Here is a 17,990-nt window from a genome sequence, read left to right on the forward strand (position 1 = left end):
CGTGCGGTTGCAAGGGGAGGACATAGCAATGACCATACAAGGCGCATCACCGGACCTGTACAATGAGGATCTCGCCCCGGCGAAGGTTCGAAACTGGGGACCGTTCTCGATCTTCAACGTCTGGACGTCGGACGTCCACAGCCTGTGGGGCTACTATCTGGCGGCCAGCCTGTTCCTGTTTTGCGGCGGCTTCGTCAACTTCATCATCGCCATCGGTATCGGTTCGCTGATCATCTATGCGTTGATGAACATGGTCGGCTATGCCGGCGTGAAGACCGGGGTGCCCTACCCTGTCCTGGCGCGTGCCTCCTTCGGCATCTGGGGCGCCAACATACCGGCGCTGGTGCGCGCCATCGTCGCCTGCTTCTGGTACGGTGCGCAGACGGCGGCCGCCTCCGGCGCGATCGTAGCCCTGCTGATCCGCTCGCAATGGTTCGCCGACTTCAACCAGAGCACACATTTCCTCGGCCACTCCGGGCTCGAGGTGATCTGCTTCGTCGTCATCTGGGCGCTGCAGCTCCTGATCATCCAGAAGGGCATGGAAACGGTGCGCCGCTTCCAAGATTGGGCCGGACCGGCGGTGTGGGTGATGATGCTGATCCTGGCGATCTATCTTTGCATCAAGGCAGGCACCTTCGCCTTCACCAGCGACATCCCGATGGATGTGCTGCTGGAAAAGACAAAGGACGCGGGCGTGCCGGGCACGCCGGGCTCCTGGACCTCGCTGTTTGCGGTGGCGGCGATCTGGGTGACCTATTTCTCCGCACTCTATCTCAACTTCTGCGATTTCGCGCGCTACGCCCCGGACAAGGCATCGCTGCGCAAGGGCAACATCTGGGGCCTGCCGGTCAATCTTATCCTGTTCTCGCTGGTCGCCGGCGTCACCACGATCGCCGCCTTCGACGTCTATGGCGAGGTGCTGCTGCATCCCGACCAGATCTCGGCGAAATTCGACAGCTGGTTCCTGGCGGCGCTCGCAGCCCTGACCTTTGCGGTGGCGACGCTCGGCATCAATGTGGTGGCGAATTTCGTGTCGCCGGCGTTCGACTTCTCCAACGTCTTTCCACGCCAGATCGACTTCAAGAAAGGCGGCTACATCGCGGCGCTGATCGCGCTTGTGCTCTATCCATTCGCGCCCTGGGAAGGCGGTGCCGCCTCCTTCGTCAACATCATTGGCGCGACGATGGGGCCGATCTTCGGCGTGATGATGGTCGACTACTACCTGATCCGGAAGGGCGAGGTCGACGTCGAGGCACTCTACAGGGAGAATGGCGAATTCCGCTTTCAAGGCGGCTGGCATGTCAATGCCTTCATCGCCGCCGGTATCGGCGCGGTTTTCTCCTCGATCCTGCCCAACTTCACCAGCCTGCTGCCGTCATGGTGGGGCGTCTATGGCTGGTTCTTCGGCGTGGCAATTGCCGGCGTCATCTATTACGTGCTGCGCACGATGGCACTCGGTGCTGGAGCCAGGATAGCGAAGGCTTGAGCGGATTCGGGGCGGCGCAAGCCGCCCCGTTCATTCTGCGACCATTTCGGCAAGGCGGCGCACGGTGTTCCAGTTGCGCGAGGTGCCGATGCCGAGACGTTTGTGACTGACCGCTGCAAGCAGCGGCGAACTCGGCGTCTCGCGGGAAAAGACGATCCAGATGTCGCCGCCGACAATCCGCAGCTTCTCGCCCGTGCCGGCATAGGCCTCAAGCGCCGCTGCGGCCTCCGCGGGAACGGGCGCCCGCATCACGCGTACCGCGACTTGATCGGCAGCGGCGACCGAATCGGCTGGAAATGGATTGCCGGCCGCGAGCTTCAGCCAATCATCCGCGCCGCGCACGATGATGTCGACGTGGCGGCCAAAAGTCTTTGCGAACGCCGCCTCCAGCCGCTGCTCCAATGCCGCGAGTTCTGTTTCTTGCACCTCGAAAACCAGATTGCCGGTCGCCACCAGCGTGCGCGGGTTATTCAGACCCAGGCCTTCCGCCATCGCCTTGAGATCGGACATGACGACCCGCCGCCCCTCGCCCAGGACAATGCTGTAGAGCAGCGCGACGTAAGTTTGCATGGGCGGCTAGTCTAGACCAGCCGCGACTGCTCTACCGCCGCTTCGATGAAGCTGGCAAACAGCGGGTGCGGATCGAGCGGCCGGCTTTTCAACTCGGGATGGTACTGCACGCCGATGAACCAGGGGTGGTCGGGATATTCGACCGTTTCCGGTAGCACGCCGTCCGGCGACATGCCGGCAAACACCAGGCCGCAATCCTCGAGCCGCTCCTTGTAGTCGACATTGACCTCGTAGCGGTGGCGATGGCGTTCGGAAATCTGCGTATCGCCATAGATCTCGGCGATCTTCGATCCCTTGGCGAGGTCGGCCTGGTAGGCACCGAGCCGCATGGTACCGCCGAGGTCGCCGGTTTCCCTGCGCTTCTCCAGCATGTTGCCCTTCAGCCATTCGGTCATCAACCCGACGACCGGCTCCGCGGTCGGGCCGAACTCGGTCGATGATGCGTGCTCGACACCAGCCAGCGAACGCGCCGCCTCGATGCAGGCCATCTGCATGCCGAAGCAGATGCCGAAATACGGCACCTTGCGCTCGCGCGCGAACTTCGCCGCCAGGATCTTGCCCTCCGAGCCGCGCTCGCCAAAGCCGCCGGGGACGAGAATGCCATGGACCTTTTCCAGCCACGGCGCCGGGTCTTCCTTCTCGAATATCTCGCTTTCGATCCAGTCGAGCTTGACCTTGACCCGGTTGGCGAGGCCGCCATGCGACAGCGCCTCGATCAGCGATTTGTAGGCGTCCTTGAGACCGGTATATTTGCCGACGACGGCAATGGTTACTTCGCCTTCCGGATTGTGGATGCGGTTGGATACTGCTTGCCAGCGTTCCATGCGCGGCTTCGGCGCCGGATCGATGCCGAACGCGGCCAGAACTTCCGAGTCGAGCCCTTCATTGTGATAGGCCATCGGCACGTCGTAGATATGCGGGACGTCGAGCGCCTGGATGACGGCGCTTTCGCGGACATTGCAGAACAGCGACAGCTTTCTGCGCTCTTCCTTGGGGATCGGCCGGTCGGCCCGGACCAGCAGTATGTCGGGCGCAATGCCGATGCCGCGCAACTCCTTGACCGAATGCTGCGTCGGCTTGGTCTTCAGTTCGCCTGCCGTCGGGATGTAAGGCATCAAGGTCAGATGGACGTAGACGGCGTTGTTGCGCGGCAGGTCGTTGCCGAGCTGGCGGATCGCCTCCAGGAACGGCATCGCTTCGATGTCGCCGACGGTGCCGCCGATCTCGCACAGCACGAAATCGTAGTCGTCGTTGCCGTTGAGGACGAAGTTCTTGATCTCGTCGGTGACGTGCGGAATGACCTGCACGGTGGCGCCGAGATAGTCGCCGCGCCGCTCGCGCTCGATGATGTTCTTATAGATGCGGCCGGTGGTGATGTTATCTTGCTGGTTGGCCGAGCGGCCGGTGAAGCGCTCATAATGGCCAAGATCGAGATCGGTCTCGGCCCCGTCATCGGTCACGAAGACTTCGCCGTGCTGATAGGGCGACATCGTGCCGGGATCGACATTGAGATAGGGATCGAGCTTTTTGATGCGTGCGCGATAGCCTCGCGCCTGCAAGAGAGCCCCAAGGGCCGCTGCAGCAATGCCTTTTCCAAGTGAGGAAACCACGCCGCCTGTGATGAATACATATCGCGCCATGGGAGTCATCGCTTAACGCGGCCGAATTGATTCCGCCAGAGAAAAAACCGCCGCGAAGGCTTTTTCCCAAGAAGGCGCTCTGGTCGTTGGCGTATCAAAACAAAAGGGCCGGCGAGGCCGGCCCTTTTGGCACGATCTGTCAAAGCGTCAGATGATGACGACTTTGGTGCCTACTTTCACCCGGCGGTAAAGGTCCATGACGTGCTCGTTGATCATGCGGAAGCAGCCATTGGAGGCGCTGGTTCCGATCGACTGCGGCGCTATGGTGCCGTGAATGCGCAGGTGGGTGTCCTTTTTGCCGTCGTAGAGATAGATGGCGCGCGCACCGAGCGGATTGTCGCCGCCGCCGGGCATGCCGTCCTTGTACTGGCCATAGTGCTTGGGTTCGCGCTTTTGCATATCCAGCGTCGGAATCCAGCGCGGCCATTCCTGCTTGTCGCCGACGGCAACCGTCCCCTTGAACTGCAGGCCTTCCCGGCCGACCGCGATGGCATAACGGCGGGCGGTTGACGATGATTCGACGAGGTAGAGACGACGGGCGCTGGTATCGATGACGATGGTGCCGGGGTTGTAGCCGGTGAATTCGACCTCCTGCGGCACGAACTCCGGCTTGACCTTGAACTGCCGCTTGGCTTGCTTCCTTTCGAGCGCGGCGTCGAGCGCGCGTGTTTCCGGAAGCAGCGACATCGACGAAGAGGATGTGCCGCCGAACAGTCCCGCGAACAGCCCGACGCTTTGCGGCTTCTGCCCGACCGGTTCGCTGCGCAACTCGCCATTGTTGCCGGTCAGCGCAACGTTCATCGCCTCGGCCGGGATCGGCTCGGCCGACTGGATCGGCGCAATGGGTGCAATAGGTTCGATAATGTTGAGGGTCTTCTTCTTGGCCGGCTTGGCATCAGCCACTTTGACCGCCGCGACCGGCTGGCTCTTCTTGGCAAGGAATGCCTGCCGTTCCGCATCGGCCTTGGCTTTCGCCGCCTCGCGCATCGCCAGCTTCCTGGCTTCAAGTGCCTTGGCGCGAGCGGCTTCCTTGTCGGCTACGATCTTGGCTTCGATCTTGCGGATCTGTGCAAGGTCGTCCGGCGTCGGATCTTTCTTCTTCTTGAGTAGCTTCAATTGCGCCGCATCGCTTTTGGCAGCGACGTTGACGACGTTGGTTGTTGTCGCGGCTTTATGGGCCGAATTTGCCGTCGGCATGGCCGCGTAAGCGGGCGCACCTAGGCTGAGCACGGCACAAAGGCCGGCAAAAATGAAGCTGCGAAGCTGCATGGGGAAGATCCGATCGTTCAATGCTTGTTGCCCACGGCGTCGCCCGGCGCCCCCCAAGGACGCCGAGAATGCCGCGCGCAATCTATAATCGATTAGCCGGAAGCGCCTCAAGCGTAGGGCGCGGTCGAATCTTCGTGATCGTGCGGCATTTGCCGCGACTGTGTTCAAACGACAACAGATCGCGGCATAAGATGCCCGATTACTGGTTGGGGACCTGCGGCGTGGCCGGCGCGGTGGCGCCGTTTGTCGCTGGCGGCGTCGCCGGAGCGGTTGCCGGCGGCGTCGTTGCCGCGCCATTGCCGGACGGCGGGGTCGGCGCCGTGGTGCCCGAAGGCGGCGTCGGCGTCGTGGTTCCGGGCAATTGGTTGAGTACGCCCTTGCCTGCCCCGTCCGAGGTCGCTGGCACGCGATCGAGAATGTCGATCGGCTTCTCGCCATAGCGCGCTACGATCGACAGTGTCAGCGAAGTGACGAAGAAAGCGGCAGCCAGGATCGCCGTCGCCCGCGTCAGCGCATTGGCGGCGCCTCGCGCGGTCATGAAGCCCGATCCGCCGCCGATGCCGAGGCCGCCGCCTTCGGAGCGCTGCAGCAGCACCACGCCGACAAGCGCGAGCACGACCATGAGGTGGACGACGATCAGTACGGTTTCCATAATTTATCCTGGCAAGGCCTTGCGCGGCCGCTGATTTGGAGGCGGCTCAATACAATGCTTTGACGGCATTTCCAAGCCCGTGGCCGGAATATGGGAAGCAATGCGTCCTTTGCAACGATTTCGGCGCCGGCCGTCCGCTCAAATGCAGCAAGCAGCTCCTGTATCAAGCGATGTTTCGATAGGCTTCCGCGATGCCGAGGAAGTCCGCCGCCTTCAGGCTGGCGCCGCCGACCAGCGCGCCATCGACATTCCTCACGCCGAGCAACTCGACGGCGTTGGACGGCTTGACCGAGCCGCCGTAGAGAATGCGCATCTTGGCCGCCGTATTGCCGAGCTTCCGCGCCAGTTCTTCGCGGATATGCGCATGTGCCTCGGCGACGTCGGCGGCGGTTGGGGTCAAGCCCGTGCCGATCGCCCATATTGGCTCATAGGCGATAATGGTGTTGGAAGCCGTGGCGTTTGGCGGGACCGAGCCAGCGACCTGGCGCGACAGCACGTCGAGCGTGGCTCCTGCTTCGCGTTCGGCTCTTGTCTCACCAATGCAGACGATGGCCACCAGCCCGGCGCGCCATGCGGCGGAGGCCTTGGCCTGCACCAAGGCATCGTCCTCCTTGCGATCGGCGCGGCATTCGGAATGGCCGACGATGACATGGCTGGCACCTGCATCCTTCAGCATCTCGGCCGAAATGCAGCCGGTATAGGCGCCGCTTTCCTCGGTGTGGCAATCCTCTCCGCCGGCCCGCACCGGCGTGCGCGACAGAATCTCGGCGGCGTGCGCAAGCAGGGTCGCCGGCACGCAGACCACCGCTTCGGTCTCGGCGTCGAGCCCACTCATGAAGCCGTTGCCGATCATCCTGAGCTCGTTGAGCGAGGCGCTGGTGCCGTTCATTTTCCAGTTGCCGGCGACGAGCGGGCGGATTCCAGGCGTCATGGGATTTGTTTCTCCGGGCAATTTCAAGCTGGCCCTCACTATCAAAATCAGGCCACAAAGCAATCGACAGTGGGCAGGAAGGGCGCTATTGCGCTTGTTTCAGACTCGGCGCATGCGAAAATGCGCAAAAATCGGAAGTACTCATGCTTGGTATGTTGAGAAGCGCGGCGGGGACCTGGGTCGCGAAACTGCTGCTGTCATTGTTGGTGTTGAGCTTCGCCATCTGGGGCATCTCGGGACGGCTGATGGGCGGTCTTGCCGGCCATGACGCCGTGATTACGGCCGGAGGCACCAAGGTCTCGATCAACGAATACCGCCTCGCCTACGATCGCCAGTTGAGTGTCATGTCGCAGCAATTCGGCCAGCGCATCAGCCGTGAGCAGGCGACGGCGCTCGGCATCGACAACCAGGTGCTGGCGCAACTCGTGTCAGGCGCTGTCCTCGACGAGCAGGCCCGCAAGCTCGGCCTCGGCCTGTCAAAGGACCGGCTTGCCGAACTGACGCGTGAGGACCCGGCGTTCAAAGGGCCTGCCGGAACCTTCGACAGGAGAACCTTCGAGTACCTGCTTCGGCAGATCGGCATGCGGCCGGAAGACTATTTGAAGAACCGAGCCCAGGTCGCGGTCCGCCAGCAGATCGTCGAGGCGGTTTCGGATGGCCTCAAGGCCCCGGATACATTCTTCAAGGCGGTCGCGCTCTATCGCGGCGAAGATCGCACCATCGACTACCTGACCTTGCCGAAATCGCTTGTCGAGCCGATAGAAGCGCCGTCCGACAGCGTGCTTTCGGCCTATTTCGAGGAAAACAAGAAAACCTACGCCGCACCCGAATACCGCAAGTTCTCCTATGTTAGGCTCGAACCGGAAGACATCATGGATTTGAGCGCGGTGACCGACCAACAGGTCAGCGACGACTACAACAAGAACAAGGCGCGCTACACCACGCCGGAGATGCGCACCATCGAGCAGCTTGTATTCAAGACGCCTGATGCCGCAAAGGCGGCGCTCGATTCGCTCAGGACCGGCGCGACCTTCGACAAGATCGTCGCCGCTGAAGGCAAGACACCAGCCGACACGCTGCTCGGCACGCTGGCCAAGGACAAGATCGCCGACAAGGCGGTTGCCGATGCTGCCTTCAAGCTCAACGTCAATGAAGTCAGCCCGGTCGTGCAAGGCGCCTTTGGCCCCGTTCTGCTGCGCGTCACCGAGATCAAGCCCGAAGTGGTGAAGCCGCTGGCCGAAGTGTCCGAGCAGATCCGCAAGGACCTGGCACTGGGCGAGGCAAGCCGCATCTTGCTGGACGTGCACGACAATTACGAGGATACGCGCGCCTCGGGCAGTTCGCTCGCCGAGGCCGCCGCCAAATTGAAGCTGAAGGTCGTCACCATCGACGCTATCGACCGCACCGGCCGAAGGCCGGATGAAAGCATCGTCAAAGACCTGCCGGAATCGCCGGCACTCATCAAGGCGGTGTTCGAGTCCGAACCCGGAACCGACAATGAAGGCCTCACCACCGCCGATAACGGCTTCGTTTTCTACGATGTGAGCGCGATCACGCCGGCCCGTGACCGCACATTGGACGAAGTCCGCCAGAAGGTCGTGGCCGACTGGACCGCGGCTGAGACTACCAAACGGCTTAGCGCAAAGGCACAAGAGCTCGAGAAGCGTCTCAAGGCCGGCGCCACGCTCGAGGTGATCGCCGGTGAGCTCAAGCTCGAAAAGCAGACCAAGCGCGGCGTCAAGCGCGATGCTGACGACGTCGATTTCGGCAAGGAAGGGGCTGCCGCGATGTTCGGCGTCGGCGAAGGAGGCACCGGGCTGATCCCCTCACCTACAGGCGACGGACAGATCCTGTTCAAGGTTGCCGAGGTGTTCGAGCCTGCCGGGGCCGATGCCAGCTCAGTACCCGAGGACGCTCAGAAATCCTTCACCTCCGGTATGTCCGACGACCTGCTCGACCAGTTGGTGGCGCAGCTGCAGACGCAATATGACGTCCGCATCGATCAGGCGGCCGTAACCCAAGCCCTGGCCAGATGAGCGCGCTGAAGATCCACATCGCCAAGGTCGCCGCCGGCAGCGCCCTTTCTTTCGAGGAGGCGCGCGAGGCCTTCGACATTATCATGTCGGGCGATGCCACCCCCGGCCAGATCGGCGGCTTCCTGATGGCATTGCGCGTGCGCGGTGAGACCGTCAGCGAGATCGCCGGCGCCGTCGCCACCATGCGCGCCAAGATGCTGCGCGTCGAAGCTCCCGAGGGCGCCATCGACATTGTCGGCACCGGCGGCGACAACTCGCACAGCGTCAACATTTCGACCGCATCCGCTTTCGTCATCGCCGGCAGCGGCGTGCCCGTCGCCAAGCACGGCAATCGCGGACTGTCCTCGCTGACTGGCGCCGCCGATGTGCTGATCGCATTGGGCGTCAAGATCGACATCCCTCCGGAGACGATCGGCCGCTGCATCCAAGAGGCCGGCGTTGGCTTCATGTTCGCGCCGGCGCATCACCCGGCGATGAAGCATGTCGGCCCGACCCGGGTCGAGCTCGGAACCCGCACCATCTTCAACCTGCTGGGCCCGCTTTCCAATCCGGCCAGTGTCAGACGGCAGATGGTCGGCGTGTTCCTGCCCGAATGGATCATGCCGGTGGCAGAAACGTTGAAGGAACTTGGTGCCGACCATGCCTGGATCGTCCATGGCGACGGATATGACGAGATCACCACCACCGGCGAGACACTTGTCGCCGAACTGGCCGGCGGCGAGATCCGCAGCTTTACGCTGACCCCGGAAGCCGTCGGGCTGAAGCGTCACACCAAGGACGAGTTGCGCGGCGGCGACGCCGCCCACAACGCCCAGGCACTGCGCGACATGCTGGGCGGCGCTGCCGGCGCCTTTCGCGATACGGTGCTGATGAATGCCGGCGCCGGGCTGGTGGTGGCCGGCAAGGTGACGACACTTGCCGACGGCATGGTGACGGCGGCGCAGGCCATCGACAGCGGCCGCGCGCTGAAAGTGCTCGACAGGCTGGTCGAGATTTCGAACGGTTAGAATTATGTCCGACATCCTGCGCAACATCGAGGCTTACAAGCGCGACGAGATCGCGGCGGCCAAGGCGCAAGTGCCGTTTGCCGAAATCAAGGCACAGGCGACGGATGCCGACGCGCCGCGCGGCTTTCTTTCCGCCCTTGAGGCAAAGCGCAAATCCGGCGGGTTCGCGCTGATTGCCGAAATCAAGAAGGCTAGCCCATCGAAAGGCCTGATCCGCGCCGATTTCGATCCGCCGGCGCTGGCCAGGGCCTATGCGGAAGGCGGTGCCGCCTGCCTTTCGGTGCTGACCGACGCACCCTCCTTCCAAGGCGCGCCCGAATTCCTCACTGCTGCGCGCACTGCCGTCGACCTGCCTGCCTTGCGCAAGGATTTCCTGTTCGACCCCTATCAGATCTACGAGGCCAGGGCCTGGGGCGCCGATGCCATCCTGATCATCATGGCCAGCGTCGACGACGCGTTGGCAAGAGAACTCGAAGCGACAGCCTTCGGGCTCGGCATGGACGCGCTGGTCGAAGTGCATGACGAAGCTGAAATGGAACGCGCGCTGCAGCTGTCGTCGCGGCTGATTGGAATCAACAACCGCAATCTCCGGAGCTTCGAAACCAGCCTCGAGACCTCGGAGCGGCTGGTAGCGATGGTGCCGGCCGACCGCCATCTGGTCAGTGAGAGCGGTATCTTTTCGCACGACGATTGCCGCCGGCTGGAGCAGAGCGGCATTGCGACTTTCCTGGTCGGCGAGAGCCTGATGCGCCAGCAGGACGTGGCCGCGGCAACGCGCCTGCTGTTGACGGGCAAGGCGCCGGCAGAGGCGATCTGACGATGGCGGCCGCCCTCACCCATCTTGGCGCGCAGGGCGAAGCCAACATGGTCGATGTCGGTGACAAGGCTGAGACGGTGCGGACGGCAGTCGCCGAGGGCTTCGTGTCGATGCGGTCCGAGACGCTGGACATGATCCTCGCTGGCGATGCCAAGAAGGGCGACGTGCTCGGCACCGCGCGCATTGCCGGCATCATGGCGGCCAAGAAGACGCACGAACTGATCCCGCTTTGCCATCCGCTGCTGCTGACCAGGATATCTGTCGATATCGAGGCGGACGCCGCGCTGCCCGGCCTGAAGGTGACAGCATTGACCCGCGTCACCGGCAAGACCGGCGTTGAGATGGAGGCTCTGAGTGCCGTCTCGGTCGCTTGCCTGACCATCTACGACATGGCCAAGGCGGTCGACCGCGCCATGGTCATCTCGGGCATCAGGCTGGTTGAAAAGACCGGCGGCAAATCCGGCGACTACAAGATCACCGGAGGCGGGGCCACCGGGGCAGGCCGATAATGGCGCTGGTCCCGGTTGCCGAGGCGCTCGAGCGCCTGCTGGACGGCGCAGCAGCGCTGCCGGGCGAACGCGTCGCACTGCTGGATGCCGCCGACCGCGTGCTGGCGGAGCCGGTTGTGGCGCTCCGCACCCAGCCGCCGTTCAACGCTTCCGCCATGGACGGCTATGCCGTGCGGGCGGCCGATATCGCGTCCGTACCGGCAAAGCTTTCGGTGGTCGGCGTGGCGCCGGCCGGACGCGGCTTTGCCGGAACGGTGCAGCAGGGGCAGGCCGTGCGTATCTTCACCGGCGCGCCGCTTCCCGAAGGCGCCGACACCATCGTCATCCAGGAGAACGTCCGCGATCTCGGCGGCGGTGTCGTAGAAGTGACGGAGCCGACGGTGCAGGGGCGCAACATCCGCCGCCTCGGGCTCGATTTCGCCAAGGGCGATGTCCTGCTGCCCAAGGGCCGCCTGCTCGATCCGGCGGCCTTGTCGCTGGCTGCGTCGGCCAACCACCCCGAGGTCCGCGTGGTCAAACGGCCGCTGGTCGCCATCATCGCAACCGGCGACGAATTGCTGCCGCCGGGCAGCAATCTTGGCCCCGACCAGATCATCTCCTCCAACGCCTATGGTGTCGCCGCTGCCACACAGTCGGTCGGTGCGCGCGCGCTCGACCTTGGCATCGCACCGGACCGCAGGGAGGCGATCGCCGCATTGGTTGAAAAGGCCGTGAAGGCTGGCGCGAACGTCATCGTCACGCTGGGCGGTGCCTCGGTCGGTGACCACGACTTCGTCCATGACGTGCTGACCGGGCAAGGCATGACGCTCGATTTCTGGAAGATCGCCATGCGGCCGGGCAAGCCGCTGATGTTCGGGCGGCTGGGCGACATTCGCTGCATCGGCCTGCCCGGCAATCCGGTGGCAAGCCTGGTCTGCACTCAGCTCTTCCTGAAGCCGCTGCTGGCGCGGCTCGGCGGCCGCGCCTTTCAGCAGGATATGCGTCGGGCACGGCTCGGTGCTGCCATGCCGGCCAACGATCTCAGGCAGGATTATGTGCGGGCTGTTGTCACAGACGACGCCGGCACCCTCGCGGCGACGCCGTTCGGCATCCAGGACTCCTCGATGCTGAAAATGCTGGCCGATGCCAACGGATTGATCGTCCGCGCGCCGTTCGCGCCTGCCGCGGCGGCGGGCTCCCCCTGCGACGTGCTGATGCTACGCTGAACCTGCCTCACTCCGAGATCAAGGCCTGGGTCAGCCGATGGTCTGGATCGGCCAAACCGTCGATGATGTTGAAATGGTGCCGGTCAGGCTCGACCACAGAGCTGGTCGAGGCACCTAGGCCGATCCAGATGTTGGCCAGCACCGCGCTCTGGCGCAGGAATTCGGCGCGCTCGCCGCCGCCGGCCCAGCAGGTCAGGCGGGCCTTGTCCATCGGGCGCAGCAGCACCGGGCTTTCGGCCTGCGCCTCGGCCTCATCGATCGCCAGCGTCTCGTTCATGCCGGTGCACATGATCGGGCGCAAATCGTGCACTCCCGAGATCGACACCACGCGACGAACGCGCCGGACCACTTCGGGCGCCAGCGGCGTCGTCGCCGTAACCATCCGGCTAACAAGATGGCCGCCGGCCGAGTGTCCGGTCAGCATCAGCGGCCCTGCGACCATCGCCGCCGCTGTGCCGATCGCCGCGCCGACTTCCTTGACGATGCCGGCAATGCGTATCTGCGGACAGAGCGTGTAGGACGGCATCGCAACCGCATAGCCGCGATCAACAGGGCCAGCGGCAAGATGCGACCAGAAACTCTTGTCGAATGCCATCCAGTAGCCGCCATGGACGAACACCACGAGCCCCTTGGGCTTGGTGGCCGGCAGGAAAAGATCGAGACGGTTGCGTGGTTTATCGCCATAGGCCAAGTCGAGCCGCGCCCTGCCCTCGGTCGAAAGCACGTCGCGGAAAACCCGCGCTGGCTCGATCCAGGCCGCCGGCCAGCGATCGCTGCCGGCTATATTGGCGCCGTTGGCATAGGCGTTATCCCAATCGGCAATGTGACGTTCGAACACCCTGCGCCCTCCCCTGGCAATATGGCCTTGCAACGCAAAGCATCGCGCGGCGCGTCGTCGCCAGCCTCACGGCTCCAGCTCTCGCATCAATCTCAAGTGACAGCCGCCTTGATGGCGAAGCGCGCATCCTTCCACGCACCGGTGCGCAGGATGTCCTCAAGCACTTCGACGGCCTGCCAGACATCGGCATAGCCGACATAGAGCGGGGTGAAGCCGAAGCGCATGGTCGATGGCGCGCGAAAATCGCCGATCACGCCACGTTCGATCAGCGCGCGCATGATCTGGTAGCCATGCTCATGCATGAATGAAATCTGGCTGCCGCGTTTTTCCCCGTCGCGCGTGCTTTCGAGCGTGAGCCCGTAAGTGCCGCACTTTGCCTCGACAAGCTCGATGAACAGATCGGCCAGCGCAATGCTCTTCTTGCGCACCGCCGTCATGTCGACATCGTTCCAGATGTCGAGCGCGCCCTTCAGCGTGCGCATCGACAGGATCGGCTGGGTGCCGCACAGAAACCGGCGGATGCCGGTGCCGGCCGCATAGCCTGGCTCGAAGGCGAAGGGCCGTGCATGGCCCCACCAGCCGGTGAGCGGCTGCTGGATGTCGGCAAGATGCCGCTCAGCCGCATAGATGAAGGCAGGCGCGCCCGGTCCGCCATTCAGATATTTGTAAGTGCAGCCAACGGCAAAATCGGCTTTTGCCTTGTCGAGCTCGACTGGCATCGCACCGGCGGTGTGGCAGAGATCCCAGACGATCATCGCCCCGGCTTCCTGGGCCCTGCGCGTCAGCGCCGGCATGTCGCGCAGTTCGCCCGACTTGTAGTTGACGTGGTTGACCAGCACCACGGCGGTGCGTGCGTCGATCAGCTCCTCGATGCTCGGCGCGTCGACCCCCGAGAGGCGCAGCAGCGTATCTTTTCGCGTCGAAACCACACCCTCAGCCATGTAGAGGTCCGTCGGAAAGCTATCGCCCTCGGCGACGATGACCTGCCGCTCCGGTCGCATAGCCATGGCGGCGTGCAGCAGCTTGTAGATGTTGACCGACGTCGTGTCGCAGACCACCGTCTGGCCGGCCGCGGCGCCAATCAGGCGCCCGAGCTGGTCGCCGAGTTCGAGCGGCATGTTGAACCAGCCGGCCACGTTCCAGGCGCGGATAAGATCATGCGACCATTCTTCGGTCGCGGCCTTGCGCAATTCATCGAAAGCGGCACGTGAAGCAGCTCCTAGCGAATTGCCGTCGAGATAGATCACTCCTTGCGGCAACACAAAGCGGTCGCGCATCGCGCGCAGCGGATCCGCGGCATCCATCGCCTTTACGGCCACGAGATCGGGAATTCCTGTCATGATTTGCCTGCTCCCCCAAGATCCAACGCAACGCCGGACACGCATCGACTGTTCTTCCATTACCTGGTTGCGCGCAGCAAGACTCCACCGGCGAGAAGCAGCCTGACCAGGCGATGGAAACCAGGACCTAACCCGAGGTTGGCGTTTTGAGTTCGTTTCGTTCACGGTGCATTGACCAAACCGCACACTCGATAGGGTTCACTTCCGTGCCATTTGCCGACCGACGGCCGATGCCAATGTGGCCTTCCGGGAAGCCAGAAGGGCGCAAACGAAAGCAGAATCAAGGCGATGAGGCTCGCGACGGTGAAAGTGCGGTACCCCGGTTAGGGGACGTCGTTTGTTTCCCGAGCCTTAACGCATTCATTAAACTTTAAACAGTTGCGGAACACAACTGGAACAGATAGTGTTTGTTCTGGGTTTGTTTTTCTGATTCTGTTGGGGGTCGCTATGCTGACACGCAAACAACACGAACTGCTTATGTTCATCCACGAAAGATTGAAGGAAAGCGGTATCCCGCCTTCCTTCGACGAGATGAAGGAAGCGCTCGACCTGGCTTCCAAATCGGGAATCCACCGGCTTATTACGGCACTGGAGGAGCGCGGCTTCATTCGCCGTTTGCCCAACCGGGCCCGTGCGCTGGAGGTGCTGCGCCTGCCTGACTCGATCGCCCCCGGCCTCAATGCGGCACGCAAGTTCTCGCCGAGTGTCATCCAGGGCAGTCTTGGGCAAGGCGGTCCGCGGCAAGGCAAGCCGACATCGTCGCGCGTCCCTGCGGCCGGAAATGACGACGATGTCGTCGCCGCCGTTTCGATCCCGGTGATGGGCCGCATCGCCGCCGGTGTGCCGATCGACGCCATCCAGCACCAGACGCATTCGATTTCGGTGCCGCCGGATATGATCATGGGCGGCGAGCATTATGCGCTCGAGGTCAAAGGCGATTCGATGATCGAGGCTGGCATTTTCGACGGCGACACGGTGATCATCCGCAATGCCGATACGGCGAGCCCCGGTGAGATCGTGGTGGCACTGGTCGACGAGGAGGAAGCGACGCTGAAGCGGTTCCGCCGCAAGGGCGCTTCGATCGCCCTGGAAGCCGCCAATCCGGCCTACGAGACGCGCATCTTCGGACCAGACAGGGTCAAGGTGCAAGGCAAGCTCGTCGGACTGATCCGCCGCTACTGAGCTCCGCCCTTGGCGCCGGCTTTGGGTTTGTCGGCCCTGCGGTATGGCGGCAGGCCCCGCGCCGCGCGTGAAAATTTCCGCTGCACGTGCCAGGGCCGGTATGATTTTTCGACTGCGAAACGGATTTCGGCGCGTGTTGCCGCTTGTGGATCGAAATAGACGGCGGCACTTCCCGCGCGCGCCAGTTGCCGTTTGGTGACGACGAGGACCAGCCGGTCGTAGTAGCAGGGGTTATGGGCGGTGGCGTCGTCGATGACGATCAAACTGGCAAAGGCGCAGGCTGGCCGCGCAGTATTGCGGTCCTTGGCTTGCGCGATGATCGCGCCGGATGGATGCCTGGCAAGGCAGAGGCCGTCCGTGCAAATGAACGGCATGCCCGGCGGTAGTTCGGCCGGATCGGCAATGTCGAATTGCGGGTCGTTCTTTCCAGGTGTTTCCGGCGCGACGATAGCCTCTGATGTGAGCGCGCGTTTCCAGTTGTCGATGGTGAACTCATTCGGGCGTGCCCGGTTGATCGCGAGTTCACCGCTCCCAATCGGCAGCGCGACCAGCCGTGCGTCCTCCGAGATCAATACATCGGGTACGCGCGTCTGCGTTGTCGTCAGCAAGCCGGCGAGCGCAAAAGGAAGTGCCGCGAGCCGCAACCAGGTCGTCGCCATGCTGGCAATGACGAGGGCGATCGTCACCAGAAGGACGGATCTCAGCGAAATCAGCCCGACCGCATCGATCGGCGAGCGCTCGGAGATCCACCCGGACAGGGCGATCATCGCCGTTAGCCCCTTGCCCATCACATAGAGGAACGGCCCATCCGCACCGAACGGCATCGCCAGCGCGCTGAGAACGGCGAAGGGCATGACGACCAGTGAGACGATGGGCATGATGGCCAGATTGGCGAACAGGCTGAGCGGCGCCACGCGCTGGAAGTGCCATATGGCGAAAAGCGCCGTGGCGCTCCCTGCAATGATCGAGGTCATCGCTAGGCCGCCCATGCCCAGCAGGACCTTTCGCGTGGCAAAGCGTAGCGGCGACCGCCGCAGCGGCGGCGTGGCGGCCCTGCCGGCGCGGTAATCGGACCAGCCTGCATAGGCGCCGACAAGGGCCGCCGTCGCGGCGAAGGACATCTGGAAACTCGGACCGACCACCTCGTGCGGCGACACCAGGATGACCGCGATGGCCGAGATCGCCAGGTTGCGCATGGTGAGCGCGGCCCGGTCGAACAGCACGGCGATAAGCATCACCGCCAGCATGATGAAGCTGCGTTCGGCCGCTACCACAATGCCGGAAAAGACGAGGTAGGCCGCAATCGAAAAAAGCGCGGCGGCCGCGGCATATTTCTTGACCGGCCGTCGCGATGAGAAATCGGGAAACAGCGCAAAGGCGCCGCGTAGCAGCGCCATGATGGTGCCGGCGACCAACGCCATATGCAGCCCCGAGATAGAGATGATGTGATAGATGCCTGTACGCCGCATCGCTTCGTTGATCTCCTCGGGAATGCCGGCGCGCACGCCGACGATCAGCGCAGCGGCAATCTCGCCCTCGGCGCCGCCGATGCGGCTGCGGATATGGTCGGCGATGGATTCGCGCGCGTCTTCGATCGCGGAAGAAAGCTGCGCGGCAAGCGGCATGCTGCCCGACGGCACGACTTTCGGATTGCCGAGAAAAAAGCCGCTGCCGCCGATACCGGCGAAATAGCTGTCGAAGGAGAAATCATAGCTGTCGGGCCGCACCGGGCCGGTCGGCGGCAGCAGCCGCACATAGCCGGTGATCTCGGAACCGGCGGTGAGCTCAGCCGGTATCTTCATCGCCGAAACGCGGACCCGTTCCGGCATGTAGCGCAGTGTCGGCCTGGCGGTTGAGATCACATCGATCGTCAGCCTGATGCGGCCGCTCGCCATGGGCTCGTACGATACAACGCGACCCGTCAGCCGCGTCGAGATTTCGGAACCGAGCATATGCGTTCCGACACGCCAGGTCTCGAACTTGGCGGCAAGTACGCCAAGCGCGCAGAGTAACGCCACCATGAAACACAGGCGCGTCCTGGGCCATGACCGCGAGACGACGGCACAAAGGGCCGCGAGGAGCACGATTGCGATCGGCTGTGGAAAGGGCGGCTCCACCGCCAGCGCGAAATATACGACCACCCCGCATGCGAGGAACACCGGCACCAGCAGGAAGGCGACGCCACGGTCGAGTTCCAGGCCGGCTGCCAAGGTTACGCTGTTGCGGATGCGGGACGGTGACGGGAGGCGCAAACGCCTGGGCAGGCGCACGATGGGTTCGGCCGTGGGCACCGGAACCGTTGTTGATTCACCTGTCGGCAAGGACCGGGAATCGAAGCGTGGAGTGGGCAGCAATGCCGGCGCCGGCAGGACAGGCAGGGGAGCGGCAAACAGCAAGCGTTCGCTGACGCCGCTGCCAGCGTCCTCGCCCTCGCCCGCACCACGGCCTCGCACAGCCATCGGGTCTGCCCCTTGCGCCCTCAACCTCCTATGCTACATGAACGCGCGA

At 63.5% G+C, this 17,990-nt stretch carries 15 protein-coding genes; 7 read left to right on the top strand and 8 right to left on the bottom strand.

Annotated features, from left to right (window positions below):
- Positions 1-28: 28 nt before the first annotated feature.
- The gene (locus AC0L2Y_RS09615; RefSeq protein ID WP_352491999.1) at positions 29-1,486 is read left to right on the top strand and encodes an NCS1 family nucleobase:cation symporter-1; all 1,458 of its coding nucleotides are present in this window, start codon (positions 29-31) and stop codon (positions 1,484-1,486) included.
- A 30-nt stretch (positions 1,487-1,516) separates the two neighbouring features.
- On the opposite strand, the gene AC0L2Y_RS09620 is transcribed toward AC0L2Y_RS09615, so the two are convergent.
- The 5 genes from AC0L2Y_RS09620 to tpiA all read right to left on the bottom strand — a co-directional run bounded on the left by AC0L2Y_RS09620 (position 1,517) and on the right by tpiA (position 6,548).
- Positions 1,517-2,056 carry a DUF1697 domain-containing protein gene (locus AC0L2Y_RS09620; RefSeq protein ID WP_473555664.1) on the bottom strand — a complete coding sequence of 180 codons (540 nt, stop codon included), beginning with the start codon at positions 2,054-2,056 and terminating at the stop codon, positions 1,517-1,519.
- Between the two features lie 11 nt (positions 2,057-2,067).
- A complete protein-coding gene (locus tag AC0L2Y_RS09625) occupies positions 2,068-3,696 on the bottom strand; it encodes a CTP synthase (protein WP_292653532.1) in 1,629 nt (542 codons plus the stop codon).
- 147 nt (positions 3,697-3,843) lie between these two features.
- Positions 3,844-4,965, bottom strand: a complete 1,122-nt coding sequence (locus AC0L2Y_RS09630) for a L,D-transpeptidase (RefSeq protein WP_473555666.1) — start codon at positions 4,963-4,965, stop codon at positions 3,844-3,846.
- A gap of 199 nt (positions 4,966-5,164) precedes the next feature.
- Positions 5,165-5,617, bottom strand: a complete 453-nt coding sequence (secG, locus tag AC0L2Y_RS09635; protein WP_254817294.1) for a preprotein translocase subunit SecG — start codon at positions 5,615-5,617, stop codon at positions 5,165-5,167.
- A gap of 163 nt (positions 5,618-5,780) precedes the next feature.
- The gene (gene tpiA, locus AC0L2Y_RS09640) at positions 5,781-6,548 is read right to left on the bottom strand and encodes a triose-phosphate isomerase (RefSeq protein ID WP_352492002.1); all 768 of its coding nucleotides are present in this window, start codon (positions 6,546-6,548) and stop codon (positions 5,781-5,783) included.
- 143 nt (positions 6,549-6,691) lie between these two features.
- On the opposite strand from tpiA, the gene AC0L2Y_RS09645 reads away from it, so the two are divergent.
- Genes AC0L2Y_RS09645 through AC0L2Y_RS09665 form a run of 5 tightly spaced genes read left to right on the top strand, consistent with a single transcriptional unit; the run spans position 6,692 to position 12,122 of the window.
- A complete protein-coding gene (locus AC0L2Y_RS09645) occupies positions 6,692-8,584 on the top strand; it encodes a SurA N-terminal domain-containing protein (RefSeq protein ID WP_473555669.1) in 1,893 nt (630 codons plus the stop codon).
- On the top strand, positions 8,581-9,591 hold the full coding sequence (gene trpD, locus AC0L2Y_RS09650; protein WP_473555671.1) for an anthranilate phosphoribosyltransferase: 1,011 nt from the start codon (positions 8,581-8,583) through the stop codon (positions 9,589-9,591). The genes AC0L2Y_RS09645 and trpD overlap by 4 nt, the downstream gene beginning before the upstream one ends.
- 4 nt (positions 9,592-9,595) lie before the next feature.
- Positions 9,596-10,408 (top strand): indole-3-glycerol phosphate synthase TrpC, encoded by an 813-nt coding sequence (trpC, locus tag AC0L2Y_RS09655; RefSeq protein WP_473555674.1) that lies wholly within the window; start codon positions 9,596-9,598, stop codon positions 10,406-10,408.
- A gap of 2 nt (positions 10,409-10,410) precedes the next feature.
- A complete protein-coding gene (moaC, locus tag AC0L2Y_RS09660) occupies positions 10,411-10,917 on the top strand; it encodes a cyclic pyranopterin monophosphate synthase MoaC (RefSeq protein WP_352492005.1) in 507 nt (168 codons plus the stop codon).
- Positions 10,917-12,122, top strand: a complete 1,206-nt coding sequence (locus AC0L2Y_RS09665) for a molybdopterin molybdotransferase MoeA (RefSeq protein ID WP_473555676.1) — start codon at positions 10,917-10,919, stop codon at positions 12,120-12,122. Before moaC ends, AC0L2Y_RS09665 begins: the two co-directional genes overlap by 1 nt.
- A 7-nt stretch (positions 12,123-12,129) precedes the next feature.
- On the opposite strand, the gene AC0L2Y_RS09670 is transcribed toward AC0L2Y_RS09665, so the two are convergent.
- Together AC0L2Y_RS09670 and kynU are read right to left on the bottom strand one after the other, a co-directional pair.
- Positions 12,130-12,960, bottom strand: coding sequence for an alpha/beta hydrolase (locus AC0L2Y_RS09670; protein ID WP_473555678.1), 831 nt, complete (start codon positions 12,958-12,960; stop codon positions 12,130-12,132).
- 92 nt (positions 12,961-13,052) lie between these two features.
- Positions 13,053-14,300: a kynureninase gene (gene kynU, locus AC0L2Y_RS09675; protein WP_473555681.1), complete on the bottom strand. Its 1,248-nt coding sequence runs from the start codon at positions 14,298-14,300 to the stop codon at positions 13,053-13,055.
- A gap of 447 nt (positions 14,301-14,747) precedes the next feature.
- On the opposite strand from kynU, the gene lexA reads away from it, so the two are divergent.
- Positions 14,748-15,482, top strand: a complete 735-nt coding sequence (lexA, locus tag AC0L2Y_RS09680; protein WP_352448829.1) for a transcriptional repressor LexA — start codon at positions 14,748-14,750, stop codon at positions 15,480-15,482.
- On the opposite strand, the gene AC0L2Y_RS09685 is transcribed toward lexA, so the two are convergent.
- Complete coding sequence (locus AC0L2Y_RS09685) at positions 15,476-17,941, bottom strand: ComEC/Rec2 family competence protein (protein ID WP_473555683.1); 2,466 nt, start codon at positions 17,939-17,941, stop codon at positions 15,476-15,478. The genes lexA and AC0L2Y_RS09685 overlap by 7 nt on opposite strands.
- Positions 17,942-17,990 lie beyond the last annotated feature (49 nt).

The organism is Mesorhizobium sp. WSM4830, from assembly GCF_055811495.1.